Origin of the sequence: Pantoea sp. CTOTU46764 (genome assembly GCF_031974595.1) — a bacterium.
GTDB lineage: Bacteria > Pseudomonadota > Gammaproteobacteria > Enterobacterales > Enterobacteriaceae > Pantoea > Pantoea trifolii.
Window position 1 is genome coordinate 18,151 of the sequence record NZ_DALYOQ010000031.1, and the last position, 26,259, is coordinate 44,409.

Annotated in this window: 17 protein-coding genes; 8 read left to right on the top strand and 9 right to left on the bottom strand. The window is 57.2% G+C overall.

Going from position 1 to position 26,259, the window contains the following annotated elements:
* Positions 1-138: 138 nt before the first annotated feature.
* A complete protein-coding gene (gene rep, locus RTM06_RS12340) occupies positions 139-2,160 on the bottom strand; it encodes a DNA helicase Rep (protein ID WP_312182498.1) in 2,022 nt (673 codons plus the stop codon).
* A gap of 72 nt (positions 2,161-2,232) precedes the next feature.
* Here rep and ppiC point away from each other — a divergent pair, with 72 nt between their 5' ends.
* On the top strand, positions 2,233-2,514 hold the full coding sequence (gene ppiC, locus RTM06_RS12345; RefSeq protein ID WP_008105734.1) for a peptidylprolyl isomerase PpiC: 282 nt from the start codon (positions 2,233-2,235) through the stop codon (positions 2,512-2,514).
* Here ppiC and RTM06_RS12350 read toward each other — a convergent pair whose 3' ends face one another.
* Both RTM06_RS12350 and pdeH read right to left on the bottom strand, forming a co-directional pair.
* Positions 2,515-4,575, bottom strand: a complete 2,061-nt coding sequence (locus RTM06_RS12350; protein WP_312182500.1) for an AsmA family protein — start codon at positions 4,573-4,575, stop codon at positions 2,515-2,517. It abuts the gene before it with no gap.
* Between the two features lie 61 nt (positions 4,576-4,636).
* Positions 4,637-5,410, bottom strand: coding sequence for a cyclic-guanylate-specific phosphodiesterase (pdeH, locus tag RTM06_RS12355; RefSeq protein ID WP_061719350.1), 774 nt, complete (start codon positions 5,408-5,410; stop codon positions 4,637-4,639).
* Positions 5,411-5,692: 282 nt separating this feature from the next.
* Here pdeH and RTM06_RS12360 point away from each other — a divergent pair, with 282 nt between their 5' ends.
* Positions 5,693-6,625, top strand: a complete 933-nt coding sequence (locus RTM06_RS12360; protein WP_312182503.1) for a sugar kinase — start codon at positions 5,693-5,695, stop codon at positions 6,623-6,625.
* Between the two features lie 366 nt (positions 6,626-6,991).
* Positions 6,992-7,864, top strand: coding sequence for an alpha/beta hydrolase (locus RTM06_RS12365; RefSeq protein ID WP_137384896.1), 873 nt, complete (start codon positions 6,992-6,994; stop codon positions 7,862-7,864).
* Positions 7,865-7,867: 3 nt separating this feature from the next.
* Here the strand turns inward: RTM06_RS12365 and RTM06_RS12370 are convergent, their stop codons facing one another.
* The 6 genes from RTM06_RS12370 to bcsE form a co-directional block, all read right to left on the bottom strand.
* Positions 7,868-9,376, bottom strand: coding sequence for a pitrilysin family protein (locus tag RTM06_RS12370; RefSeq protein ID WP_312182506.1), 1,509 nt, complete (start codon positions 9,374-9,376; stop codon positions 7,868-7,870).
* A 245-nt stretch (positions 9,377-9,621) separates the two neighbouring features.
* Positions 9,622-10,902, bottom strand: coding sequence for a dicarboxylate/amino acid:cation symporter (locus tag RTM06_RS12375; protein WP_222185700.1), 1,281 nt, complete (start codon positions 10,900-10,902; stop codon positions 9,622-9,624).
* A 228-nt stretch (positions 10,903-11,130) separates the two neighbouring features.
* Positions 11,131-13,143, bottom strand: coding sequence for a biofilm formation regulator HmsP (gene hmsP, locus RTM06_RS12380; RefSeq protein ID WP_312182520.1), 2,013 nt, complete (start codon positions 13,141-13,143; stop codon positions 11,131-11,133).
* A 247-nt stretch (positions 13,144-13,390) separates the two neighbouring features.
* Entirely contained in the window at positions 13,391-15,022 is a 1,632-nt protein-coding gene (gene bcsG / locus RTM06_RS12385; protein WP_293795683.1) for a cellulose biosynthesis protein BcsG, read from the bottom strand.
* The gene (locus tag RTM06_RS12390) at positions 15,015-15,203 is read right to left on the bottom strand and encodes a cellulose biosynthesis protein BcsF (RefSeq protein ID WP_008105667.1); all 189 of its coding nucleotides are present in this window, start codon (positions 15,201-15,203) and stop codon (positions 15,015-15,017) included. The genes bcsG and RTM06_RS12390 overlap by 8 nt, the downstream gene beginning before the upstream one ends.
* Entirely contained in the window at positions 15,203-16,750 is a 1,548-nt protein-coding gene (bcsE, locus tag RTM06_RS12395) for a cellulose biosynthesis protein BcsE (protein ID WP_312182510.1), read from the bottom strand. Before bcsE ends, RTM06_RS12390 begins: the two co-directional genes overlap by 1 nt.
* 195 nt (positions 16,751-16,945) lie before the next feature.
* On the opposite strand from bcsE, the gene bcsR reads away from it, so the two are divergent.
* Genes bcsR through bcsC form a run of 5 tightly spaced genes read left to right on the top strand, consistent with a single transcriptional unit; the run spans position 16,946 to position 26,154 of the window.
* Positions 16,946-17,140: a cellulose biosynthesis protein BcsR gene (bcsR, locus tag RTM06_RS12400; RefSeq protein ID WP_256698009.1), complete on the top strand. Its 195-nt coding sequence runs from the start codon at positions 16,946-16,948 to the stop codon at positions 17,138-17,140.
* Complete coding sequence (gene bcsQ / locus RTM06_RS12405; protein ID WP_312182512.1) at positions 17,140-17,871, top strand: cellulose biosynthesis protein BcsQ; 732 nt, start codon at positions 17,140-17,142, stop codon at positions 17,869-17,871. The genes bcsR and bcsQ overlap by 1 nt, the downstream gene beginning before the upstream one ends.
* The gene (bcsA, locus tag RTM06_RS12410; RefSeq protein ID WP_312182514.1) at positions 17,868-20,471 is read left to right on the top strand and encodes a UDP-forming cellulose synthase catalytic subunit; all 2,604 of its coding nucleotides are present in this window, start codon (positions 17,868-17,870) and stop codon (positions 20,469-20,471) included. The genes bcsQ and bcsA overlap by 4 nt, the downstream gene beginning before the upstream one ends.
* A gap of 15 nt (positions 20,472-20,486) precedes the next feature.
* A complete protein-coding gene (gene bcsB / locus RTM06_RS12415; protein WP_312182516.1) occupies positions 20,487-22,772 on the top strand; it encodes a cellulose biosynthesis cyclic di-GMP-binding regulatory protein BcsB in 2,286 nt (761 codons plus the stop codon).
* Positions 22,765-26,154: a cellulose synthase complex outer membrane protein BcsC gene (gene bcsC / locus RTM06_RS12420; protein ID WP_312182518.1), complete on the top strand. Its 3,390-nt coding sequence runs from the start codon at positions 22,765-22,767 to the stop codon at positions 26,152-26,154. Before bcsB ends, bcsC begins: the two co-directional genes overlap by 8 nt.
* Positions 26,155-26,259: the final 105 nt, after the last annotated feature.

A 26,259-nucleotide genomic window follows, 5' to 3' on the forward strand; every position in this document is an offset into this window, starting at 1 on the left:
GGGGGAAGGAGATGCTGCCACATGCAGCTCCATCACTGACATGTGGCAGCATCTTCCTCCCCCATACATGGGGGAGGACCGAGGAGGGGGACAGCGAGCACGGACCAAGGTGCGGGACAGCGAGCACTAACCGAGAACTCAACCCTTCTTCGCATTCTCCAGCATCGCTCTCAGCCCCGCGACGCGCGTCTGCCCGGTCTTCACGCGCTCTTCTGCGCTCACCACTTTTTTCTCGCGCTCCCACACCACATCGTCCTGCGGCAACTCCAGCAGGAAGCGACTCGGTTCCGGGCGCATTAGCTCACCGTACTGACGGCGTTCACGGCACAGCGTAAAGGTCAGCTCTTTCTGCGCTCGCGTAATCCCCACGTAAGCCAGACGTCGCTCTTCTTCGATATTGTTCTCATCGATACTGCTCTGGTGCGGCAATAAGCCCTCTTCCATGCCAACCAGATAGACATACGGGAACTCCAGCCCTTTCGAGGCATGCAGCGTCATCAGCTGCACCTGATCGAGCTCCTCATCGCTCTCCCCGCGCTCCATCATGTCGCGCAGGGTAAAGCGCGTCACCACCTGCGCCAGCGTCATTGGTTCGTTCAGCTCATCGCCTTCCAGCATCTCGGTCATCCACTGGAACAGCAGGTTAACGTTCTTCATGCGCATTTCAGCCGCTTTCGGGCTGGGCGAAGTTTCAAACAGCCAGCTTTCGTAGTCGATGCCGCGAATCAGGTCGCGCACTGCGTTAACCGGCTCACGTTCGGTCAGCTGGACGATCTCATTCAACCAGTGCGTAAAGCGCTGCAAATGCTCGAGCCCGCGCCCGCTCAGCGTTTGTTCAAGTCCCATATCGAAGCTGGCGTGATACAGGCTTTTATTGCGCAGGTTGGCCCATTCGCCCAGTTTTTGCAGCGTTGCCGGACCAATCTCACGGCGCGGCGTATTCACGATACGTAGGAATGCGCTGTCATCTTCCTGATTGGTCAGCACACGCAGGTAGGCCAGCAAATCTTTGATTTCCGGACGCGAGAAGAACGACGTACCGCCTGAGATACGATACGGAATACGGTTCTGCATCAGCTGCTTCTCAAACACCCGCGACTGATGGTTGCCGCGATAGAGAATGGCGTAATCTTTGTAGGCGGTTTTGTTGATGAAGTGATGCGCGATCAGTTCGCCCGCCACGCGTTCCGCTTCGTGATCTTCGTTATTAGCGCTCAGCACCTTCAGCTCGCTGCCCTGCCCCAGTTCTGAGAACAGGCGTTTCTCGAACACATGCGGATTGTTGGCGATAAGGATGTTGGCCGATTTCAGGATGCGCTGCGTCGAGCGATAATTCTGCTCCAGCTTCACCACTTCCAGCGCCGGGAAATCCTGTTGCAGCAGCACCAGGTTTTGCGGACGCGCGCCGCGCCACGAATAAATCGACTGATCGTCATCGCCCACCACGGTAAAGCGCGCCCGCGCACCCACCAGCAGCTTCACCAGCTCATATTGGCTGGTGTTGGTATCCTGATACTCATCCACCAACAGATAGCGAATGCGCTGCTGCCAGCGTTCGCGCACTTCGTGATTGCGCTGCAGCAGCAGCGTTGGCAGCGCGATTAAGTCGTCGAAATCCAGCACGTTGCAGGATTTCAGGTGTTGGTCATACAGCTGATAACAGTGCGCAAAAATCTGGTCGCGCTGCGATTGCGCCAAACCCGCTGCGCCCTGCGGATCGACCAAATCGTTCTTCCAGTTGGAGATGGTGGAAATCAGCTGCTGTAACAGCGTTTTATCCTCTTCCAGCCACTGTTTGGTTAGATCTTTGAGCAAAGCCAGCTGATCCTGATCGTCGAACAGTGAGAAGCTGGCTTTCATTCCCAGCGCCTTGTATTCGCGTTTGATGATCTCCAGCCCAAGTGTATGGAAGGTGGAAATCATCAATCCGCGCGCCTCTTTACGTCCCAACGTTTGCGCCACACGCTCTTTCATCTCGCGCGAGGCTTTATTGGTAAAAGTCACGGCGGCGATGTGGCGCGCCTGATAGCCACATTCGCGGATCAGGTGGGCGATTTTGTTGGTGATCACGCGGGTTTTACCCGAGCCAGCACCGGCCAGCACCAGACAAGGACCGGTGACAAATTCGACAGCTCGTTGTTGGCCGGGGTTTAAACGCATAACGGAATTCGCTCAGTGGGATCAAAAGAAACAGGGTTATAATGGCCGGATTATACACATTAGGACTTCATCATGGCGAAAACCGCGGCGGCTTTACATATCCTCGTGAAAGAGGAAGCGCAGGCCAAATCCCTGCTGGCGCAGCTTGAGAAAGGGGCGAACTTCCAGCAACTGGCAAAGAAACACTCTACCTGCCCATCCGGGCGCAACGGCGGTGATTTGGGTGAGTTTCGTAAAGGGCAAATGGTGCCGGCATTTGATAAGGCGGTCTTCTCCTGTCCGCTGCTACAGCCTTACGGACCGGTGAAAACCGCCTTTGGTTACCACATCATCAAAGTGCTGTGGCGTAACTGATCACTTCTGATTCTTCATCTGCTGCAGCACATTACTGCACTGATTGTCGTCAGTATCGCTAGGCGAAATCAGTGCGATCAACGCGGCGGCGGGAGCAACCACCGCCCCGAGCGCCACCGCTGCGGCACCGCGTGCAATCAGCGGTCCGGCTTTCACCCCGGCATCCGGATTTTTAAAGGTGCCGCGCACATACAGCGGCGAACGCAGCGTGATGATGCGGATCCCTTTACTCTCCGGATTGATCGACAAGTCCATGCGTTCATTCGCGAAGTTAACGTTACCCGTGACGTTGATCACCGCATTCTCGGTATCCAGCAGGAACAGTTTCGGCGTCGCTAAGCCTTGACGAATATTCATATCGGTCGCCGCGCAGTTGATCTTCACTTCATCATCGCCGAACAGCTTGCCTACCACATAGTTACCGACGTTCAGTCCGGCAATCTCCATCAGGCTGCGACTGATCAGGCCATCATTCATCAGTAGCTTCAGTTCGCCATTGCTGGTGCCGAGCAGATCCGCCACCGAATTGCCGGTGCCGCTCAGCGAGGCATCGCCGTTGAGCTGGCCCAAACTGTTCTGCATCGCCGTGACATCCGGGAACAGCTGACGCAGACGCAGCTTACGCGCGTGCAAATCGGCACGTCCGCGCATCGGGCTGCGGTCGCCCTCCAGATGAATGGTGGAGTTGATGCTGCCACCGGCCATCCCGAAGCGCAGCGGATCGAGCAGCAGGTCGCCGTTTTTCAATTGCAGATGCGTGTAGAGATCGCTGAGCGGCAGCTTGCTGCTGTGTTCGATGCGTTTGCCGCTGAACTTCACATCCGCATCCATCACATCCCAGCTCTTGGTATCGAACTTGTCATGCGGCAGAACGCGATCGGCGGGCTGCGTTGAGGCGTCGCCACGTTGCGCTTTGGCCTGCTGCGTTTTCTCGCTACCTTTGCCCGAGTTGACGCCAATCAGCGGCCCCAAATCTTCCATCCGCAATTGGTTTGAGGTCAGTTCACCGGTCAAGGTTGGGCGCGGTTTGGCCTGACGATAAACGAGGGAGCCGTGAATATCGCTGTCGCCGATGTGGCCGTTAAACTTCTCGTAGCGGAACAGCGGCCCTTTATCCTCATTGAAACGCGCAATCAAATGGCCGTCAGTTTCGTACGGCGGCGTATCAGGCAGCAGCACGCCCGTCAGGCCATACAGATTCGCCAGCGTATCACCCGCGAAGCGCAGGCGCACATCCAGCCCGCCGAGATTGAGCGGGTCCTGCAAGGTGCCGTCAATGCGCACGCGCGTGGTGCCATTACGCACATCCACCTGCAGCGGGAACGGCGTGGTTTTACTGCGCAGCGATAGCATGCCGCCAATTTTGCCGTCGCCCTCCAGCTTCTGATTGTTGTAAGTGCCGCTCGCCTGCCAGCCAAAGACAAAATCACCCGCGCCTTTCTGCTGATCGTCACCGCCCGCTACCTGTGCGTACGGCACCGGTTTGCCCAGCGGATTGATGGTTACCGTGACATCGGCCTTATTGACGGCGTCGCGATAGCGCACTTGTCCCTGATCGAACAGAATGTTGTCGAGGCGGAAGGACCAGGCAGAAGGCGCGGCGTTAGCATCGCTGTTCTCACTGCTTGCAAGATCAAAGGTCCAGTTATTCTTTTTGTCAGCGGTTTGCACCAGCCGCGCATCCGGCTTTTGCATCTTGATCCACGGCAGGTAGATCTGCTGATGCAGCAGCGCCAGCGGCGCAATCGTCGCTTCAACGCGCTGCAGATGCACCATGGTGACATCAGGAATGGAGGGCGGATTACCGAGCATCACATCGTCGGCATGCACCTGCGGCCACGGCACCCAGCTGCGCCAGCCTGGTTCTTCACGGTTGCGAACCCAGGCCACGCCGAGATCGCCGCGAATCGCGAAAGGTCGGTTCAGTTCGGCCGAAACTTTTTGATTAATCGTAGGTTTCAGGCGGTTCCAGTCAAAGGTGGCGATGATCACCACAATCACTACAACCAATAACAAAAAAATCCCGAACACCCAGCTCAGGATCTTTCGAGTACGTGACATATTGCTTCCTCCTTGCCCTTCCACGTCTGACTAAGGATAGTCGAGACGTCGCGGAACGGGATTAGGGAAGCTCAAGTGCCATACGTTCCAGCTCGCTAAACGGCACCGGACGCGAGAAGAAGTAGCCCTGCGCCGCCATGGCTGGCGAGCTGCGAACCTGCTGCCACTCCTCTTCCGTTTCCACACCTTCGACGATGACGCCGTTGCAATAACGGTTAATCAACGCCAGCAGCATCGAGAACATTGAGCGGCCTTCATCGCTGGCGCGCAGCAGCATAAACAGCTCGCGCGAGAGTTTAATGTAGTCGTAACGCAGTTCGGTCAGCGCCGAGAAGTTCGCCATGCCGGAGCCAAAATCATCCAGCCACAGCGGCCCTAGTTCCGGCATCTTCGCGACCATCTCTTCCTGCGGCAGCGCATGATGTTCCGTCAGTTCGAAACGCACCCACGGCAACTGCGCGATCAGCGTGCGAATCGACTCATGCTGCTCAATCTCCATCAGCGTTGGACCGTCGATATTCACCGACGCCACCAGCTGACGCTGATTGAAAAACGGCGACCATTTTATCAGCAGCTCGAGTTGTTCCTGGACGACGCCAAGCCGCTGCGCGATAGTCAGTGCTTCAAAGTAGTCTTCGGGCGACAGCCTTTTTTCTGGCGCGGAGGGATGAGTCACCGCCGTCAGTAATTCAATGGCCAGCAAGCGGCCTGAGACCTGGTAAATCGGCTGGAAAGTATAGAATCGTTGGCACTGCTGCCAGAAGAGACGCGTTTCCTGTTGTTGCTCCAGTTCATTTGAAACAGGCAGCCGATGACTCAAATTCTTCATCACCATGGTTTTTTCCTGGTTGGTGTTGAGTGCCTGCAAATAGCATCTCAGCGGCAAGTATCGGCGATCGCCGGGATAACTTTATCAATCTCGTTAGTCCCATGAAGAGTTGAGTGTAACAGCGTGCGTCGTGCTTAATCGGCAAAACAAAACGCGCTTTGGCCGTTAAATCGCCGTAGCGCCGGCGGTTTACTGCCTTAAGTTAAATCAAAACATCGTTTTAAAAACCATTGACGACTGCCATACCAGACGCGAGACTAAGGCAGAATTCACTATAGGCCGAAGACCATGACGCAGAAGAAAATCGCCATTATTGGCGAATGCATGATTGAGCTGTCCGAGAAAGGTGAGAACATCAAACGCGGTTTTGGCGGTGATACGCTGAACACGGCGGTTTATCTGGCGCGCCAGTCAGATAACCAGCAGCTGCGTGTCGATTATGTCACCGCACTCGGCACCGACAGCTTCAGTGACCAGATGATCGCCGCCTGGCAGCAGGAAAAGGTCGAAACCGCGCTGATTCAGCGCCTCGACAATAAAATGCCAGGCCTGTACTTCATCGAAACCGATGAACACGGCGAGCGCACTTTCTGGTACTGGCGCAACGACGCCGCTGCGCGTTTCTGGCTGGATAGCGCGCAAGCGGACCAGATTTGCCAGCAGCTGGCGCACTACGATTATCTCTATTTGAGCGGCATCAGCCTGGCGATTCTGCCAGCGGCCAGTCGCGACAAATTAATGGCGCTGCTCAGCGCCTGTCGTCAGAATGGCGGCAAGGTGATTTTCGACAACAACTATCGTCCGCGTTTGTGGGCCGATAGAGCCAGCGCCCAGCAAGCATATGCCGAGATGCTGCGCCATACCGACATGGCATTCCTGACGCTCGACGACGAAGATTTGCTGTGGGGCGAGCAGCCGCTGGATGCGGTGATTGCCCGCACACGCGCTGCGGGCGTGCAGGAGATTGCCATTAAACGCGGTGCGGATTCCTGTCTGGTGGCGGTCGGCGATGAGCCACTGCGCGACGTCGCCGCCATCAAGCTGGCAAAGGAGAAAGTGATCGATACCACCGCAGCAGGCGACTCCTTCAGCGCCGGTTATCTGGCGGTGCGTTTAGCCGGTGGCAGCGCCGAAGATGCCGCCGCACGCGGTCATCTCACCGCCAGCACGGTGATCCAGCATCGCGGCGCGATTATCCCGCTGAGCGCAATGCCGCGTTAATCCTGCTGCACATTGTAGGGGTCGCCATTTACGGCGACCCAATCCATAAACACCGCTAACAAACCCACCCGTAAAGTTTGCCTTAACGCAGCATTTTTCCCTGCCAATTTCCGCTAATCACCTGACTCATCCACTTCTGTAACAAAACCCGCACTGCTTCTTCAATTACGCTAATCAGATCGATTTAAATTCAATGCGTTATGGCACGAAATTTGGCCGCCAGGCATAGTCCGAAACTGGCGAAATCGGCGGTTTTCGGCTGGACGCCAGCAGCAAAAAAGACCATGTTTTAATCAATAACAGCAGGACGCTGTTACTCCGGCCGCGAAAAAAATAACGACAACATGACTCGCTCAGGACTGACTTATGCACACAGAAATCATCAACATCTGGCCACACGGTGATGCGCCAGGCGCGAGCGATTCGCGCGCTCAGCCGCAGATCGTCGATCTCGCCAAAGAGTACGAACCTTATGACCGCGCCGCCACCGGCGTGCGCTGCCCGGAGATTGCTATCTGGCATCCGGAAACCTCCAACGGCATCACGCTGCTGGTGGCGCCGGGCGGCGGTTATCAGCGGGTATTGATCGACCGTGAAGGCAGCGCGCTCGCCACCTTCTTCACGTCAATGGGCTACACGCTGGCGGTGATGACCTACCGCCTGCCGTATGACGGTCACCATGAAGGTCCAGACGCGCCGCTGGCTGATGCGCAGCGTGCGGTGCGCGTGCTGCGTGAACGTGCGCAGCGCGGGTTGAACGGCAAATATATCGTGATGATGGGCTTCTCGGCGGGCGGACACGTTGCTGCCAGCCTCGGCACGCGCTTTGGCGAGAAACTCTATCCGGTGCAGGATCAGGCCGACAGCTTTACGCCGCGCCCGGATGCGATGGTGCTGCTTTATCCGGTGATCAGTATGCGTGAAGGCCTGGCGCATGAAGGTGCACGCACCCGCTTGCTTGGCGCATGGCCGGATCAAAAGATGGTTGATGCTTATTCGCTGGAGACGCGCGTACACGCACAAACGCCACCGACGCTGCTGATTCACGCTTCCGATGATGAGTCGGTTTCGGTGAACAACAGCATGGTGTTCTTTAGCGCGCTACGTGAGCACAAAGTGCCGGTGGAGATTCACTTCTACCAAAAAGGCGGCCACGGATTTGGTATCCGTGGCGTGGCAGATTTACCTTTGGCGAGCTGGCCGATGCTCGTCACCGAATGGCTCAGAGCGAAGACCTGAACATCAGGATGATGGCGCGGTCTGTTCCGCCGCGCCTGCGCTGTTATCTGGCTTCACGTCTTCCGGGCTAGCCGGCGCCGCTGGCGGTACCGGTAGCTTCATCACTTTATCCCAGCCTTCCTGCAGCATCTTCACGTTGGTCTCGGCTTCACCCTGCGGCTGAATCAGCACCATGGTCAGTTCCTGCGACAATTGCTGACGCAGCTCCTGATTCAACTGGTCACGCGTCATCTCGCCGAGGAACGTCTGACGCAGCTTTTGATACTGCTCAGGCGCAATGTCCACGACCGAATTTTGCTGCGAGCGCAGACGCTGGCCCATCAGAATATCAGTGTCGGTGCGGGCGTAAGTGGCAAACAGCTTGTTGAGCTCCAGCAGCTTCTGCGCCATCAGCGCATCAAACTCCTCCTGCGGTAACCCTTTGTCGCGCACCGCCGCCAGCTCTTTCGCCACTTGGTTCATATTCTGCGGCAAAGAGGCGTTCGGGCTGTCCATGTTGATCGAGCACTGCGCGCGTTGATAGAGCACACGGCAATCGAAACCAACCTGAACGCTTTGCGCTTTGCTGTCAGCCAGCGCGCGCTGCACATGCCAGAACAGCGCTTCACGCGCTAAATCGCTCTGCCAGTAGCGCTGCAAATTCTGCGAATCGCGAATCGGCTGCCATGCGGTGTCCCACACCAGCGACAGGCGATCCTGACTCATGCCGCCATTCACCAGATTCACCGGCTGATGCGGCAGCGGTGACAGCGTCGGTAGCGCGGCAGGTGCGACACGCTTACCTTTCAGCGGCGCAAAAGCTTTGTTGATCTGCTCCGCCATGCTGCGGCTATCGACGTTACCTACCACGTACAGCGTCATGCCGTCGGGCGTGTACCACTGCTGATAGAAGCTGTTGAGCTGTGCGATATCCACCGGTGCGCGCGGTTGCTCGCCGGGATCGTGCGCCAGCATCGCCGAGCCTTTCAGGCGATAGCGCCACCACACGTCCTGCGTATTGGCGGGCCAGGTGGCGATCGGATCGGTGGCCGTTAACGCGGTAGCCACCACTTGCTCATTGATTGTCATTTTCCCGGCGGTCGCCGCCAGCCAGCTGAGCGCTTCTTTCAGCAGATCAGGGCGGTTATTCGGCAAGCTCAGGTTGTATTGGGTGTAATCGTACGACGAGATGGCAGGCGGCAGCGGACGTTGCGGATCCATGGCTTGCTGCCACAGCGCGCGTTGCTGATTGGTGTCCAGCGTGGCGTTATGCACCATCGCTAAACGCGGTAAAAGATGGCTATAGCCCGTTTGTTGCGCACTCTCCACCAGCGAACCGGTGTTAACAATCAGGCGCAGTTCAATACGATCGCTTGGACGTTGTGGTGTGGTCAGCAGCTGCCAGCTAAAACCATTGTCCAGTTTGCCTTCCTGCCAGGCGGGATCGGGTTGGAGCGTCTCGGCGTGCACGCCAAAACCGGACGCTGCCAGTAGCAATCCGCCAACCAAAAGCCGAATTCTGGTGCCCTGCATGTGAACCCCTACTCAAACAGATCAACGCTCGTTAGCGCGGCATGTTCGGCCACATCTGGGGTGACCGGTGCGGCATTTTGCCGCCACGTTTATTTAATAACAGACTCTTTGACCACGAGAAGGTCAGGATGTCGCGCAACGAGGCAAAAAATCGGGAAAAAAATCAATGGGGTTTATTATGCAAATGCCCGCTGTCAGGGCAAGCGACAGCGGGCATTTCTCGGCAAATTAACGAAAATAGCAGGTTATGCGGCGGTTTCTGGTGCGTTATTCACCTTTTTCCCTGCAGAAAGCGTCGCATTCAGTTGTTTCTCATCCAGTTGTCCGACCCACTTCGCCACCACGATGGTCGCTACGCCGTTACCCACCAGATTGGTTAGCGCACGCGCTTCGGACATAAAGCGGTCAATACCGAGAATCAGCGCCAGACCAGCAACCGGTAAATGTCCCACCGCTGACAGGGTGGCCGCCAGCACGATAAAGCCACTGCCGGTAACGCCTGCTGCGCCTTTTGAGGAGAGCAGCAGCACCACTAACAGCGTGATTTGGTGGAACACATCCATATGCGCGTTGGTCGCCTGCGCGATAAACACCGCCGCCATGGTGAGGTAAATCGAGGTGCCATCGAGGTTGAAGGAGTAGCCGGTTGGAATCACCAAACCCACCACCGATTTCTTACAGCCCAGCTTCTCCATCTTATCCAGCATGCGCGGCAGCGCCGATTCAGATGAGGAAGTGCCGAGCACAATCAGCAGCTCTTCTTTGATGTAGGCGACAAATTTAAAGATGTTGAAGCCGGCGAAGCGTGCAATCAGCCCCAACACCACCACCACAAACAGCACGCAGGTGATATAGAAGCAGATGATCAGCTGACCCAGCTGCACCAGCGAGCCGACGCCATATTTACCGATGGTAAAGGCCATCGCCCCGAAGGCACCGATTGGCGCGAGACGCATAATCATGTTGATCACGCCGAAGATCACTTTCGAGAAGCTCTCAATGACGTTGAACATCACGGTACCGGCGCTGCCGAGGCGATGCAGAGCGAAGCCGAACAGAATAGCGAACAGCAGCACTTGCAGAATGTTGCCGCTGGCGAAGGCACCAATCACGCTATTTGGAATCACATCCAGCAGGAAGGCGACCACACCTTGCTGCTCCGCTTGCTGTGCGTAAACCGCGACCGCTTTGGCATCCAGCGTGGCCGGATCAACGTTCATGCCCGCGCCTGGCTGCACCACGTTAACCACCACCAAACCGATGATCAGTGCGATGGTGCTGACCACTTCAAAGTACAACAGCGCCACTGCGCCCGTACGTCCAACGGCTTTCATGCTCTCCATGCCGGCAATACCGGTCACCACCGTACAGAAAATCACGGGGGCGATGATCATCTTGATCAACTTAACGAAACCATCGCCAAGCGGCTTCATTTGCGCGCCTAACTCAGGATAGAAGTGGCCCAACAGGACGCCGATGCCGATGGCAACCAGTACCTGAAAATAGAGGCTTTTTAAGATTTTCATAACAGGTGTCCAGTAAGACGGTTCGCACCGCCATTGTTGTGGAGAACGCATGCGGCAAGCCGCCAGAAGCGTAAAACCTTACCGATGGCGAGGAAAATAACACCCTGTTAACAAGATTAATATCCCCTACTATTCCTTACAAAAGTTACAAAACTCTAACTATGAACTGAAACGCTTCAGCACAACGCTTCGCTACAATTTTGTAAGGAAAATCAATAACCAAGGTGATTATTCAGGGAGTTGCGAGCTATTGAGCCAGCGTTGATTAAAGACGTGGAGCGGCAGCGCTTCAGCGTATAAGTAGCCTTGCCCTATAGTAATTCCGCGCGCCAGCAGCCAGTCGCGCTGCTCGGCGGTTTCCACACCTTCGGCTATAACGTCGAGGTGAATGATGTCGGCAATCGCCGCCACGATGCGCACCATGGTGTCATCATCTGGTAGCGCAGCGACGAAGCTGCGATCCATTTTCAGCTTATTCACCGGTAGTGCTTTGAACTGATGCAGATAGTTGAGATTGGAATAGCCCATACCGAAATCGTCGAGCGCCACCGCCACGCCGGTTTGCTGCAGCAAGCGCAGCAGCGCAATCGCCTGCTCGGCATCGCCAATCTGTGCGGTTTCGGTGATTTCCAATACGAAGTTGCCCGGCGCAATGCGATGGCGCTCCAGCAAGCCCTGCAAATGGCTGACCATGCTGGCATCACGCAGCTGCACCGCCGAGATATTGACGCTGAGCGGGATGTTAATGCCCTGCTTCTGCCAGCCGGCCAGAATGCGGCAGGCCTCTTCAAACACCCAGCGACCAATGGCCGAAATCACACCAATCTCTTCGGCGCTGGCAATAAACTCTTCTGACAATCCGTAGCTGCCATCCGGCATGCGCATGCGCAGCAGCGCTTCGGCACCGGCCAGCTCGCCGGTTTCCATATTGATTTGCGGCTGAAGGTAGAGGGCAAACTGCTCGTCCTGCAAACCTTGCAAGATGTCGTGCTCCTGCGTTAAACGCTTCTGCGCCCGCTCGGTGAGCGCCGGGTCGAAGAACAGAATCTGGTTTTTGCCCTGATGGCGCGCCGACATCATCGCCGAGGTGGCGCGATCGAGCTGTTCGCTGGCCGAAATGCTGTTCTCTTCGTGCAGCGCCAGACCAATGCTGGCATTCGGACGCAGCTGCAGCTGTTGCAGGTTCACCGGCTGATTGATGCGAATCATCAGGTTGCGCGCTAAACGCATGGCGCGGAACGGATTGTGCGCGCGCTTCATCAGCAAGGCGAAGTCGCTGGGGCCGGTTTGCGCCAGCAGCGAGTGATCGTCGACGGTGCTGCGAATCTTCTCCACCAGCGTCAGCATCAACGTATCGCGCTGCTCATCGCTCAGTACGCCGTTGGCTTCCTGCAGCGTTTCAATACGAATCACCATCAAGCCCCACGCCTGACGATTGTGGCGATGGCTCATGTGCTGTTCGAGTAGCGCAAGGAACAACGCGCGATTGGGCAGATCCGTCACGGCGAAATGGGTGGTCATGCGACTCATTTCGTCGTGAATCGACTCCAGCACCTGCTGATTGCGGTTGTAGCTGCGGATCAGCATACCGATTTCATCATCGCGATGATTATGCGGCAGCTTCATTTTGTGGGTGAGAATCGCCTGCGGCGGCAGCTCCTGCAAATCACGCGAAATGTCGCGCAGCGGATGCACAATCAAGCGGTTGATACACCAGCTGATGGCGATAGAGAGAATCAGCGCCAATAGCAGATAGGTGGTGATCATGGTCGACAAGGTGCTGAGCAGGAACTGATAAACGCGCGAGGAGTCGGCCTGCAACACCAGATAGGCAATCGGCTTCGGCAAGCCCGATCGCTCCACCGAATAGAGCGGCAGCGTGATTTGTACCGGTAGTTCAAACAGGCGTGCGACCCAACGCGGCACCGGTTTTTCCGGCGCGAAATCAGCGTGCAGCGCCTGGAAGGCATTCGGCAACACCACATCGGCACGCGATAAAATACCGGCCGGTTTTAGCGTATTGAGGATGCGTTCGGCTTGCGGGATATCGGCTTTGAGTACCGCTTCGGAGAGCGGCTGTCGCACAGTGTGCGCCACATTTTCCATTTGCTGGGCGTAGTCAATCCTGCGCTGCTGCACAAAGTGAAAGAGCTGGATGACAATAAAGATGCAGATGGTCACCATCGCCACGGCGGAAACCGTCGCCATCTGCTTTATCGTTAGAGAACGACTGACGCGCAACAAAACTTCTCCAGGCCACACAGGCGTGTAATGAGATGAAATTCGCAGCGAGTATATCCCAGGTCACGCGTTTTTTTCGCCGGGATAAAGGCGAAAAATCGGCAAGTTAGGTTATTTATGAAGTGATTCGGAATTATGCAGGTTTTGGCGTGAGTAAATGCATGCCAGGTCGCCATAAATGGCGCCCCTACGATATAAATTCTGTAGGGTCGCCATTTATGGCGACCTGGTTCATCCTCGTTCCGGATTACTGCGGATATGGCACCCAATCGCCGCCGTTCAGGCGGATCCACGGTTTGCCCTGATACATCATCACCACCGCATTATCGTTCTCGGACACCACCGGCGTCTGCGGCAGATTATCGGTCAGCACCGACATATTGACGTTCGGCGCGTTAAACACCTGACCATCCACCACGCGCGACACGATTTCCGAAATCGCCATCAGGCTGGTTGGCGTCTCCACGCTGAGCGGCTGCCCTTGATGCGGCGCTTTCATGCCAACAAACTTAATGCCGACCGGCACATGGGTGATATCCGGACTTGGGATGTCACGCAATCCCGACATCTGCATCTTGTCACCCTGCAGCGCTGCGCCGTGTTCCGGCACCACCAGCACCATCACGCGGCGACCCGATTTCTCCAGATTAGTCAGGAAAGCATCGAGCTGATCAAACAGCACTTTGGCGCGCGGCTGCCAGTCGGCGCTGCGCGTGCTGCCCAGCTCGCGCGTACCGTCGTGCAGCGGAATCAGGTTATAGAAGGTGGCGGAGCGCGCATCGCTGCTCTTGGTGCGATCGTCGAGCCAGCGCTGCATCAGCTGCGCATCATTGAATACCGGCGAGCCATCAAACGACGTCACCTCCGGCGCGATGCCCGCCTGCGACATCAACGGCGCCTGCAGGTTGCCCTCTTCGCGCAGCTCTTTGAGATAATTACCAAACACGCCGGTGTGATCCATCATCAACTGCTGTTTAAAGCCCAGCTTGGCCAGATTATCGAACAGATAACAGCGCTGATCGGTGGCTTTGTACAGATCGCTGTGCGAGCTCTGGCCGCAGCTGGCACGCAGCAGACGAATCCCCGCCGGGCCGCTGTAACCGGTGGCGGAGTTATAGTTGTTGAGCAGAATATCGAAGTGCTGCCACAGCGGATGATTGCGCAACTGCGCGACATTCAAATCCGACCATGACAGCGAACAGATATTGATCACCAGAATATCGAACGGCTGCGAATCGGCAGGCAATGCGTCCGGGAAGTGCGTTGAACGCTGGCGCTCGGCGTCGTAAAAACGGTTAAGCCACGCGGTAAGATTGGCGCTGGTTGGCGGCGCGGATTGATCGAGGCCATCTGGTGCTTTCGCCGCTGGCGTATCGTTGAGCTTCACCGTCGGCGTAGCGGCGCTGCTTGGCAGTAAATTCATTGCCGGTCCGGCAATCGTCAGCACGTTGAGCCAGATCAGCATCAGCGACACCAGCACGGTGACGCGAATCCACTGCGCGACAAACAGATACAGCACCAGCAGCACAAAGGCCGCGCCAATCATCTCCCAGTTGATAAAGCGATTGGCAAGGTCGAGCAAGTAACTGGGCGAGAAGCCCGCCAGCTGACTGCCCTGGCTCATGATCGAGCTGAGTCCCGGCAGCCAGGTATCGTGCCAGAACAGCGCAATGCCAATTGGCAGCGAAATCCACTGACGCAGACGATGCAGTCGCGCGCTCGGCAGCGGGAACAGCAGCCACGCCAGAAACACCAGATTACTCAGCGCGTGGAAATTGAGGTAGCCGTACCACAGCAGCGCAAATTTGATCAGGAAGTAAAAGTTCCAGCCACCGAGGCCGCGCCACCACGAACCGTGCATCGTGAATCTGTTATTCATGTTTATCCGTTTTATTGGTTTTGCGTTGCCACTGTCCTTCTGATTTCAATGCGCGCGTCGGCAGCAAACGCAGCAGCGGATTGGTGCCGCTGCGCGTGAGCCCGCGCCCAAACAGTGATCTCAGGAACAGTAAAATCAGTAACAGCAGGATCGCCACCTGCACCCAATCCATCAGTGTCATTAGTGGCTTGCTCCATCGAGGTTGAGGGTGATCGGCTGCGGCGTTTGTGCTCCGCGCTCAGGCACATCGGCCTGCGCAGCGACGGGCACAGCGGCCAGCGGCGCGGCTTGTCTGTCGCGCTGTATCACCGATGTCAGCTGACGAATTTTGTCCGCCTCCGACACGATCTGATTATCTTCAAACCAGACGATGCGATTGCTAAACAGCTCGTCATGCGGCAAGGAGAAGATTGATTTAAGCGCGATATCCAAATCGTTGAAGCGGCACGAAGAGAGGAACAGATAAATGCGGTCATTCACCAGCGTTACCAAATCGCCAAAGCGCCGCGGTTTACACAGCGTCAGAATCTGTTCGGGTTTCAGCTGCGGCACCGCGCGCAGCGCCACCAGCAAACCTTTGTCATTTTCCGGCAGCAACGTGTTGGCCATTAGCTGCTGCACCGCCGCGCAAAACGCGTCCAGCGGTAAATAGCCTTTCTGCTGCAAGGGCTGCAACGCCTGCATCAGTGCATTGAGATTGGCAGGCACATGGCGCGAGAACTGTTGCCCCTGAATCCCTTCCAGCATGGTAAGAAAACGCGACAAGCTGGCCGCCGTCGGCACGATGGCATTCACGCCGCAGGCCAGCAGCAAACGCTCATCACTGTAGCGCAGCGTGGCACTGATTTCGCGCACCACAATCTTAAGCGCGCTACCACGTGAACGGCGCAGACTATGGACCATGGTTGCTAAAGAATTAATGTCTTGGTTATGGACCAGGCTAAAGATGACGGTTGCCGCATTTGCCTGCTGAGCACGTGAGAACACGCTTTCGTTGTCACTAAATAATTGCCACTGCACAGAAAGTGGCGGTGCGCCTTCCAGCACACCCTCTTGCGCAAGGAATTGGTTTTCATCATTGCGGCTTAATGGAATATTTTGTTCTGCGTCATTTACGGCAATAAATTGATTATCACCGCAAATCAAACGGATCGCACGATCGGCCAGCAAATTATCTGCTGCAGACCACCAGTTAATTCGATATTGCCAACTGTCCTGCTGAAAATCTAAATGCGCGAGACCATCAAGCTGACGAAAATAAGCTTGCAGATGATGACGTAAGTGAATTATTGACGTGCCGGAGGTGATCATTAACAGCGTGATTTGTTTTTTAGTTATCAATCGACGCATGCGCTTAAGCCAAATGGCCAATTCATCGGGTGATAGTTTTCCCCACAACGCGGCATTACTATAAAAAATCACCAGTCCACTGCGGCTATTCAGCACGCGGGAAAAATCACTCTCCAGTTGCTGTAAGCTGCTTTTATTTGCTGGTAAGGAAAATAACGGCATACGCGCCGGACCCCCGATGGGATCGGGCGTCAGCAGCGCCTGCGGTTTCTCGTCAGCACTGATCAGTGTCGCCGCCTTTTGCTGGCTAACCACCTGACGCAAAAGCATTCCTGCATCTTCCTGACGCTGGCTAGTAATCCAGTAAAACCCTGGATTCTGCAGAGTATTTAATTCCTGCTGAATCTGCTGCAGGCCAAGCGCATAATGATTTTTCATATTTTATTCGCGATCGATACAATCCAGGCTAGTTTAATCCACACAGCCACAATTGGAACCGGTGAAATAAAAAATAGCCCGTTAGTGCAAATCACATTGATCTGCGGATAGCATTTGTCTTTACTTCAGGTTTAAACTTTACAAAAAATAGAATCACAATTCATCCGTTGTCGATTTTTCGGTGGCAAAAAAATAATGAAAACAGAAAATGCATTTTCGCTGAATGCTGCTAGCAGCGAAGAGCACGATGACATCAACGCTTTGAGTGATGCCTTTTCCCTTAAGGCATTTCGCTACATTGATATTGCCCGTGAAGCGCGACTTAATACCATTATGACGCGCTGGCCATTGCTGCGTGAAATAAGCGCGGCACAGGAGTCAGAACGTTAATGCCTGTTATAGCATTACAAGGATTGCGTGGCGGCTGTGGCGCCACTTCGCTGAGCGCCGCGCTCGGCTGGGCGTTTAACGCGCTGCAGCAATCGGTACTGGTTATCGACTTTTCCCGGGTAAATCAACTGGCTGCCCACTTTAATCTGTCGCTCAGCCACACTCAGGGTTGGGCACCTGCGCTGCTCGAACAGCAAGCGTGGCAGCAGTGCGCCCAGCGCTATCAAGCGGGGCTGGATTTTCTGCCGTTTGGCGCACTCACGCCGCAACAGCGCGCCCACATCACTACTATCAACTCAGAATTTGCCGCACCGCTGCTACATGCGTTACCGGCCCTGAAATCACACTACGACTGGATAATTTTCGACATCCCAGCGGATCTGTTGCCGTGGCAGCGATCATTCGTTGCCGCAGCCGATCGTCTGCTACAGGTGCTAACGCTGGATGCCAACTGCCAGTTGCGTCTGCATCACGCGCGTTTTCCTGCGCACACGCTGTTCCTGATCAACCAGTTCAACGCCAACAGCCAGCTGCAGCAGGATCTGCATCAGCTGTGGATCAGCTCGCTGAAAAACCTGGTTCCTCAGGTCATCCACCGCGATGAAGCGCTGGCGGAAGCGCTGATGATGAAGCAGCCGGTAGGCGAATATCGGCCGCATGCGCTGGCCAGTGAAGAGATCAACACGCTGGCCAACTGGCTACTGCTGCATGTGGCGGGAGGCGCGGCGTGAATCCATTACGCTGGCTGCTGATGCCGCAAGCGTGGCAGGCGCTGCAACGCCGCGCTCAACTGGCGCATCAGTATGGCGCGGGCCGCTTCACCATCGCACTGCATCTGATGTGGTGCGTGCTGGCGTGGTCGCTGTTGCGGCTGGAAACTCCCGGCTGGCAGCGCATCCTGCAACATCGTCAGCGTTACTATCCGCAAATTTCGCCGCTGCGCCCGCGACCGCTTGACCCGCTGCGCTATGCGCTGCAAAGCCTGTGGCTGATGCTGGTCTTGCCGCTCGACAAGCGCACGCGTAAAAGTTTTAGCGTCAAGCCGCTGTTTCGCTGGCGTGAACGCCTGTATCAATGGCTCGGCGCGCTGCCGGCACGGCTGGAACATAACCGTTTCGCTCAGCGCAGCGAACAACGTATTCAGGCGATGCCCGCGTGGTTGCGCCAGCTGCTGTTTATCGCGGCGGCGATTGTTGCCAGCCTGCTGGCGCTGCTGTGCATTTCGCAACCGTTCGGCATCACCACGCAGTTTGTCTTCGTGCTGCTGTTGTGGGGATTGGCGATGCTGGTGCGGCGCGTGCCGGGACGCTTGTCCACCATCATGTTGATCGTGTTATCGCTGACGATTTCCTGCCGTTATCTGTGGTGGCGCTATACCGAAACCCTCAACTGGGACGATCCGCTCAGTCTGACGTTTGGTCTGCTGCTGATTGGTGCCGAAACCTATGCGTGGGCGGTATTGGTGCTGGGTTATTTCCAGACGCTGTGGCCGCTCAATCGTCAGCCGGTTTCGATGCCGCCGGACATTACCTCGTGGCCGAGCGTCGATATTCTGGTGCCGACCTACAACGAACCGCTCAGCGTGGTGAAGCCAACCATCTACGCAGCGATGGGCATCGACTGGCCGCAGGACAAACTGAATATCTACCTGCTGGATGACGGCACGCGCGAAGAGTTCCGCGAGTTTGCCGCCAGCGTTGGCGTCAATTACGTGGTGCGCCCGACTCACGAACATGCCAAAGCGGGCAACATCAACCATGCGTTGAAAGCCGTATGCCGCAGCGAGTATGTGGCGATTTTTGACTGTGACCATGTGCCGACGCGCTCATTCCTGCAGCTGACCATGGGCTGGTTCCTGAAAGATCATCAGCTGGCGATGCTGCAAACACCACACCATTTCTTCTCGCCCGATCCGTTCGAACGTAACCTCGGCCGCTTCCGCCAAACGCCTAACGAAGGCTCGCTGTTCTACGGTTTGGTGCAGGATGGCAACGATACCTGGGATGCGGCGTTCTTCTGCGGCTCCTGCGCCGTATTGCGCCGTACCGCGCTGGATCAGATTGGCGGCATTGCGGTAGAAACCGTCACCGAAGATGCGCATACCTCGCTGCGTCTGCATCGCCAGGGTTACACCTCGGCGTATATCCGTATTCCACAGGCTGCCGGTTTGGCCACCGAGAGTTTGTCCGCGCATATCGGCCAGCGTATCCGCTGGGCACGCGGCATGGTGCAGATTTTCCGCCTCGATAACCCGCTATTTGGCAAAGGGTTAAAGCTGGTGCAGCGCCTGTGTTACGCCAACGCCATGCTGCACTTTCTCGCCGGGATTCCGCGCCTGATCTTCCTGCTGGCACCGCTGGCGTTTCTGCTGTTCCACGCCTACATCATCTACGCGCCCGCGCTGGCGATCGCCATCTACGTGCTGCCGCACATGCTGCACACCAGTTTGACCAACTCGCGCATTCAGGGCCGCTGGCGTCACTCATTCTGGAGCGAAGTGTATGAAACCGTGCTGGCGTGGTACATCGCGCGGCCAACCACGGTGGCGCTGTTCAATCCGCACAAAGGCAAGTTCAACGTGACTGCCAAAGGCGGTTTGGTGGCCGAGCGTCATCTCGATTGGGTGATTACCAAGCCGTACATGATGCTGGTGCTGCTGAATATCGCCGGTATCGGCATGGCCTTCTGGCGCATGGCGTACGGTCCGGCCAACGAAATGCTCACCATTTGGGTCAGCCTGGTGTGGGTGATTTACAACATGATTATCCTCGGCGGCGCGGTGGCGGTGTCGGTTGAAGCGCGCCAAATCCGCGAAGCGCATCGTGTGGAAATCGCCATGCCCGCCGCCATCGCGCGTGAGGATGGACACATGGTGCCGTGCACGCTGCGCGACTATTCCGATGGCGGCGTGGGCGTTGAGCTGCGTGAAGCCGATGCGCTGAAAGAGGACGAAACCGTGTCGCTGCTGCTGCGCCGTGGTCAGCAAGAGTTCAGCTTCCCGTGTCAGGTGCAGCGCGTGTTTGGCCGTCGCGCCGGCATTCGTTTGCATCAACTCAGCACGCGCCAACACATTGAATTTATTCAGTGCACTTTCGCTCGCGCCGATACCTGGGCGCTGTGGCAGGACGGTTTCCCGGAAGACAAACCGGTGCAAAGTCTGGCCGACATTATGGTGCTGGGTTTTAAAGGCTATCTGCGTCTGGCCGAGTATGGCCCTGCGCCGCTGCGCCGTCTATTCCGTGGCCTCACCGCATTGGTGAGCTGGCTGGCGACATTGCTGCCGCAGCGTATTGACCGCCAGCCCGCGACGATCAAAACCGATTTTACTTAAGTTGATGATATGACCATGACGAAAAAACTGAGTTGGTTCACCGCCCTGATGCTGGGCTGCGTAGCTGTGGTGCAGGCCGCGCCACAGACCTCTGGCGCCCTCAATGCGCCGCAGCCGTTACCGGAGGTGAACGCGTTGGTCGACGCCAACGCGCCGCTGCGTGACAGCCAGCTGGTGTTTAATCAGGTCGCCCCACCGCCCGGCAGCATGACGCTGCGCGGAACCGAACCGAGCAGCCAGATTGAGTTTGGCGTGCGCAGCGATGAAGTGGTGACGCGTGCGCTGCTGAATCTGAGCTATCGTCCGTCGCCAGCGCTGATTCCCACGCTGTCGCAGCTTAAGGTCTATCTCAACGATGAATTGGTGGGATTGGTGACCGTCACCGCCGATCAGCTTGGCAAAGAGAATCAAACGCAGATCCCTATCGATCCACGCTTTATCAGCGACTTCAACCGCGTGCGCCTTGAGCTGGTTGGTCACTACGCCAACGTGTGTGAAAACCCGGCCAACAGCACCATCTGGCTGGATATCGGCAAAGCCAGCAAACTCGATTTGACGCTGCAAAAGCTGCCGTTAAAGAACGATCTGTCGCATTTCCCGGAGCCGTTCTTTGATACGCGCGACAGCCGTCCGCTGCAGCTGCCGATGGTCTTTAACGCCCAGCCGAATTTGCTGCAACAGCGTGCGGCCGGGGTTCTGGCTTCATGGTTTGGCAGCAAAGCGCAGTGGCGCGGACAATCTTTCCCGGTGCTGTATAACCAGCTGCCCAAAGAGCAGCATGCGGTGGTGTTTGCCACCAATGATCATCGTCCCGACTTCCTGAAAGACCTGCCGCCGGTGGAGAAACCGACGTTGGAGATGGTGAATCAGCCAGACAATCCGTACGAGAAGATGCTGCTGATTCTGGGTCGCGACGATCAGGATCTGTTAACTGCGGTGGAAGGGATTGCACAAGGTCAGCTGCTGCTGCGCGGCGATACCTCAACCATCGACAGCGTAAAACTGTTGGCCGCGCGCCAGGCGTACGATGCACCGAACTGGGTGCGCACCGATCGCCGCACTACCTTTGCCGAGCTGACGCAGTATCAAAATCAGCTACAGGGCGACGGCTTACAGCCGAATCCGATCAGCCTGACGCTGAATCTGCCACCGGATCTGTTCCTGGTGCGCGCGCGCGGTATCGATATGGATCTGCGCTACCGCTACACCTCGCCGATTCAGCAGGATGGATCGCGCCTCGCGGTGCATCTCAACAATCAGTTCATGCAGGATTATCCGCTGACGCCGAAAGATACCGCCGGTCAGCAGCTGATGCGCATTCCGCTGATGCAGGGTTTGCAGGATAGCAATCGCCAGTTGACCATTCCGGCGCTGCGCCTCGGTGTGGTGAATCAGCTGCGCTTTAACTTTGATTACGCTAACACCTTTATCGGTGGCACCGCCGATGGCCGCTGCGAAACCGTCACCGCCGTCGGACATCACGTGGTGATCGACGATACCTCGAGCATCGATTTCTCCGGCTATCGTCATTACATCGAAATGCCGTCGCTGGGTGCGTTCGCCAACGCCGGTTTCCCGTACAGCCGCTACGCCGATCTGGCGCAAACGCTGGTGCTGGTGCAGCCTAAACCGAGCAATGACGAAGTCAGCACGCTGCTCAATGCGCTCGGCAGCATCGGCGCGCAAACCGGTTATCCTGCGCTGCGCGTGCAGATGAGCGATGACTGGAGCAAAGCGAAATCAGCGGATGCGGATATGTTGATGATCGGCGGCATTCCGCCGGATCTGCAGGACGACACCAAGATCCCGCTGCTGGCCGATGCCGCACGCAGCTGGATCAGCATGCCTGCACGCAGCAATGCGGCGGCCAACGTGCCGATTTCTGACAGTGAACGCGCTGCGGAAAGCCAAACCACCATCAGCTCACGCGGGCCGATGGGCGCCATTGTTGGCTTCCAGTCACCGTTTAACGATCAACGCAGCGTCGTGGCGCTGCTGGCCGACAGCCCACGCGGCTGGGAATTGCTGAATAATGCATTGCTCGACAGCGGCAAACGCGCGGCGGTGTTCGGTTCCGCTGCGGTGATCCGTGAGTCAGGCGTGAATAGCATTCGTGTCGGCGAAACCTATTACGTGGGTCACCTGCCGTGGTGGGAACGTCTATGGAATCTGCTGGCAACGCATCCGGTGTGGCTGGCGATTTGCGCGGTTGTGGTGGTGATTCTGTTTGCGCTGATGGCGTGGCGTTTAATGCGCATGGTGAGCCGTCGCCGTCTGGCCGAGCTGGATGACGATGAATAAACTGCAGCTTGGATTGCTGATTGGCAGCACGCTCGGGGCGTTAGCCGGTTCGGCTGCCGCCCCGATCGGTCCACAGGTTTCGCCGGTCGAGTGGCTGCTGATGCAGATTCGCACCGGCGAATCGACCAACAAACTCGATCTGGTGCAGCAATCGCTCTATCGGTTGGAAAAAATCGATCCTGATAATCCGCAGGTGCTGGCGGCGCAAATCCGCATGGCATTGCGTCAGGGCGATCAGGCCAAAGCGCAAAAACTGCTGGATGAACTGAAGCGCGTGGCACCGAATGCCGCTGCCACGCGCGAATCGGCAGCTGGATTGCGTCTGGTGACCGCAGAAGGTCGTCAGCAGCTGCAGCAGGCACGTTTGCTGGCCACCGCCGGACACGTCGCCGAAGCCAAAGCCGCGTGGGACGCGCTGTTCCACGGCGTGTTCCCCGATGTGAATACCGAGCTGGAGTATTGGCGGTTGGTGGCGCGTTTACCCGGCCAGCAGCCGCAAGCGTATCAACAGCTGCAGGCGCTGGAGCAGCGCTATCCCGGCAACATCGGCGTTGAGCTGCAGCTGGCGCGCATGGCGTTTGATAACAATCAGCCGGGCGAAGCCTTTACGCAGCTGCGTCGTCTCGCCAACCGCAACGGCGGACGCGATGCCGCCTCCGAGCTGTGGTTGCAGCAGATCCAGAATCAGCCGGTGAGCGAACGTAGCGTCGCCAGCCTGCAGCAATATCTGCAAACCTTCACCGAAGGCGATGCTCAGCAGCGCGGTCTGCAAGAGCTGGCACGTCAGCAAAAACTGCTCGCCGATCCCGCGTATCGCCAGCGCATGCGTGGTTTGGCGCTGGTGGATGCCGGTGGCGGCGCAAATGCGATTGCCACACTCAATGCCGCCTTAAAAGCCAATCCTAACGATGCCGAACTGATGGGCGCGATGGGCCAGGCGCAGGCGCGAGCCAACAATCGCGCCGCCGCCATTAGCTGGCTGGAGAAAGCGATTCAGGCCGGCCAGGCCAGCACGCAGATCGGCAAGTGGCAGTCTCTGTTGCAAACCAACCGCTACTGGCTGGCGATCAACAATGGTGATGCGGCGCTGAAAAAAGGCGATATCGCGGCGGCGGAGCGTTATTACCGCAGCGCGCAGGCGCTGGATAATCGCGATAGCTGGGCGCTGATTGGCCTGGGTGATGCGGCGCTGGCGCGCAAGAACGCCGCGCAGGCAGAAAGTTTTTGGCAGCAGGCGCTGCGGCGGGATCGCAGCAATAGCACGGCGAAAAGTCGTCTGCTACAGCTGCGTACCGATGCGCTAATGGCCGAAGCCGATGCGCTGGCGCAGCAAGGTCAATGGCGTCAGGCGGCGGAGAAATATCGCCAGGCGGCGCAGGCGAATCCTGATGATATCTGGCTCGCTTATCGACTGGCTGGCGCGCTGCGCAACGGCGGCGAAGAAACCCAGGGCGCGCAGGTGATGGATGCGATGGTGCGCCAGCATCCTCAGGAACCCGCCGCGCTGTATGCGTCGGCGCTGTGGCTGGCTTCCGGCGACCGCGATGACGCGGCGCTGGCGACCTTGCATCGCCTGCCCACATCGCGCTGGGACAGCAACATGCATGAGCTGGCCGATCGTCTCGAGCAGGACAAAGTGTTTTCCCGCGCCGGTGATTTACGCACGCGCGGCGATGAAACGGCGGCGATTGCGCTGCTGAAACAGCAACCCGCTTCCATTCGCCGCGATATCACGCTGGCCGATTGGGCGCTGGAGCGCGGCGATGCCCGCAGCGCGCTGGCGAGCTATCAAAAGGTGCTGCAGCAAGACAGTAAAAACGGCGATGCGGCGCTGGGTCGCATCGAAGCCTTGATTGCGTTGAAACGACCTGCGGAAGCGCAACGCGCGTTACAAACCTTGCCGCCGAGCGTAGCGCAGCAAAGCGTCAACAGCGGGCGACGCGTGGCGATCGCCTGGCAAAACAGTGGCGATGCCGATCGTGCCCAACAGATGTTTGCTGAGCTGAAAACCCGCGCGACGAAACTGGCACCGTCGCACGAAAAAGCGCTGGTGTATCGCGATGCAGCGCGGCTGGACACGCAGTTGCAACAGCCCGCACAAGCGCAGCAGGATTATCAGCTGGCGATGGCCGCAAGCGGCATCAGCCCGGATGTGCCACAGGATAACGATCGCTATACGGCATTAACCCGCAATCAGGCGCAGGATGACTGGCTGAAACGCAGCATCCGCAGCGACGCCAGCGATCTGTATCGCCAGCAGGACACCACGTTCACACTGGAGCAGGATTACTCGCGCAACAAAGGCAACGGCGGCACCTCCGATTTCACCGCGCATACCACCATGATGCAGGCAGAAACGCCGCTGGCTGATGGCCGCAGCTTTGTGCGCGTGGATCATGTGCTGGTTTCAGCCGGCACCTTCTCCACCACCAACGGCAGCCACAGCGAGCAATTCGGTAGCTGTAACGATGACAATTCTGGCGGATGCAGCCGCGACTTTAACCAGCGCGATGAAGGCACCGCGCTGGGCGTGGGCTGGCATAACGATATATGGTCGGCGGATGTCGGCACGACGCCGCTCGGCTTCGAGACCCGCAACTGGGTCGGCGGCGTCAACTGGAAAACCGACGTCAAAGACATTGGCCTGACGTTCACCGCATCACGCCGACCGATCTCCAGTTCGCTGCTGGCGTACGCAGGCGCACGCGATCCCGCTGCGAACGGCGGCAAAACCTGGGGCGGCGTAGTGGCAACCGGCGGCTCGCTCGGGCTGAGTTACGATCAGGGCGGCGCGCATGGCGTGTGGGCCGATATCAGTGCGCATCAACTCAGCGGTGATAACGTCGCGGATAATAGCCGCGAACGCCTGATGGCAGGCTATTACTACAAGCTGATTAATGAAGATAATCGCCGCGCCACCGTTGGCCTGAACAGCATGCTGTGGCATTACCAAAAGGATCTCAGCGACTACACCTTCGGCCAGGGCGGCTATTACAGCCCGCAGCAATATTTCTCGCTGTCGGTGCCGGTGACCTATCGCCAGCGCACGGAAAACTGGTCATTTGATCTCGGCGGCTCGGTTTCCTGGTCGCAATCGCATACCGACGGGCAGCAGCGCTATCCGGTCAATCCGGGCTTCACGCTGGCATCCAATCCCACCTCAGACAGCAGTTCGGGTACCGGTTTTGGCTACACGCTGCAGGCGCTGGTGGAGCGACGCATTACGCCGCACTGGTCGGTGGGATTGGCGATGGATATTCAACAGGCGAAGGATTACACCCCAAGCCACGGTTTGATTTTCATGCGCTACTCCATGTCCGGCTGGAACGGCGATATGGATATGCCACCACAACCGCTGACGCCGTATGCGGATTTTAAATAGGTATTAATGGAGGTCGCCATAAATGGCGACCCTACGGGTAAGTTGCAGGTTTTGTAGATACCGTCTTGCCAGTTATCTGGCAAGACATATTTCGGCGTCGAACGG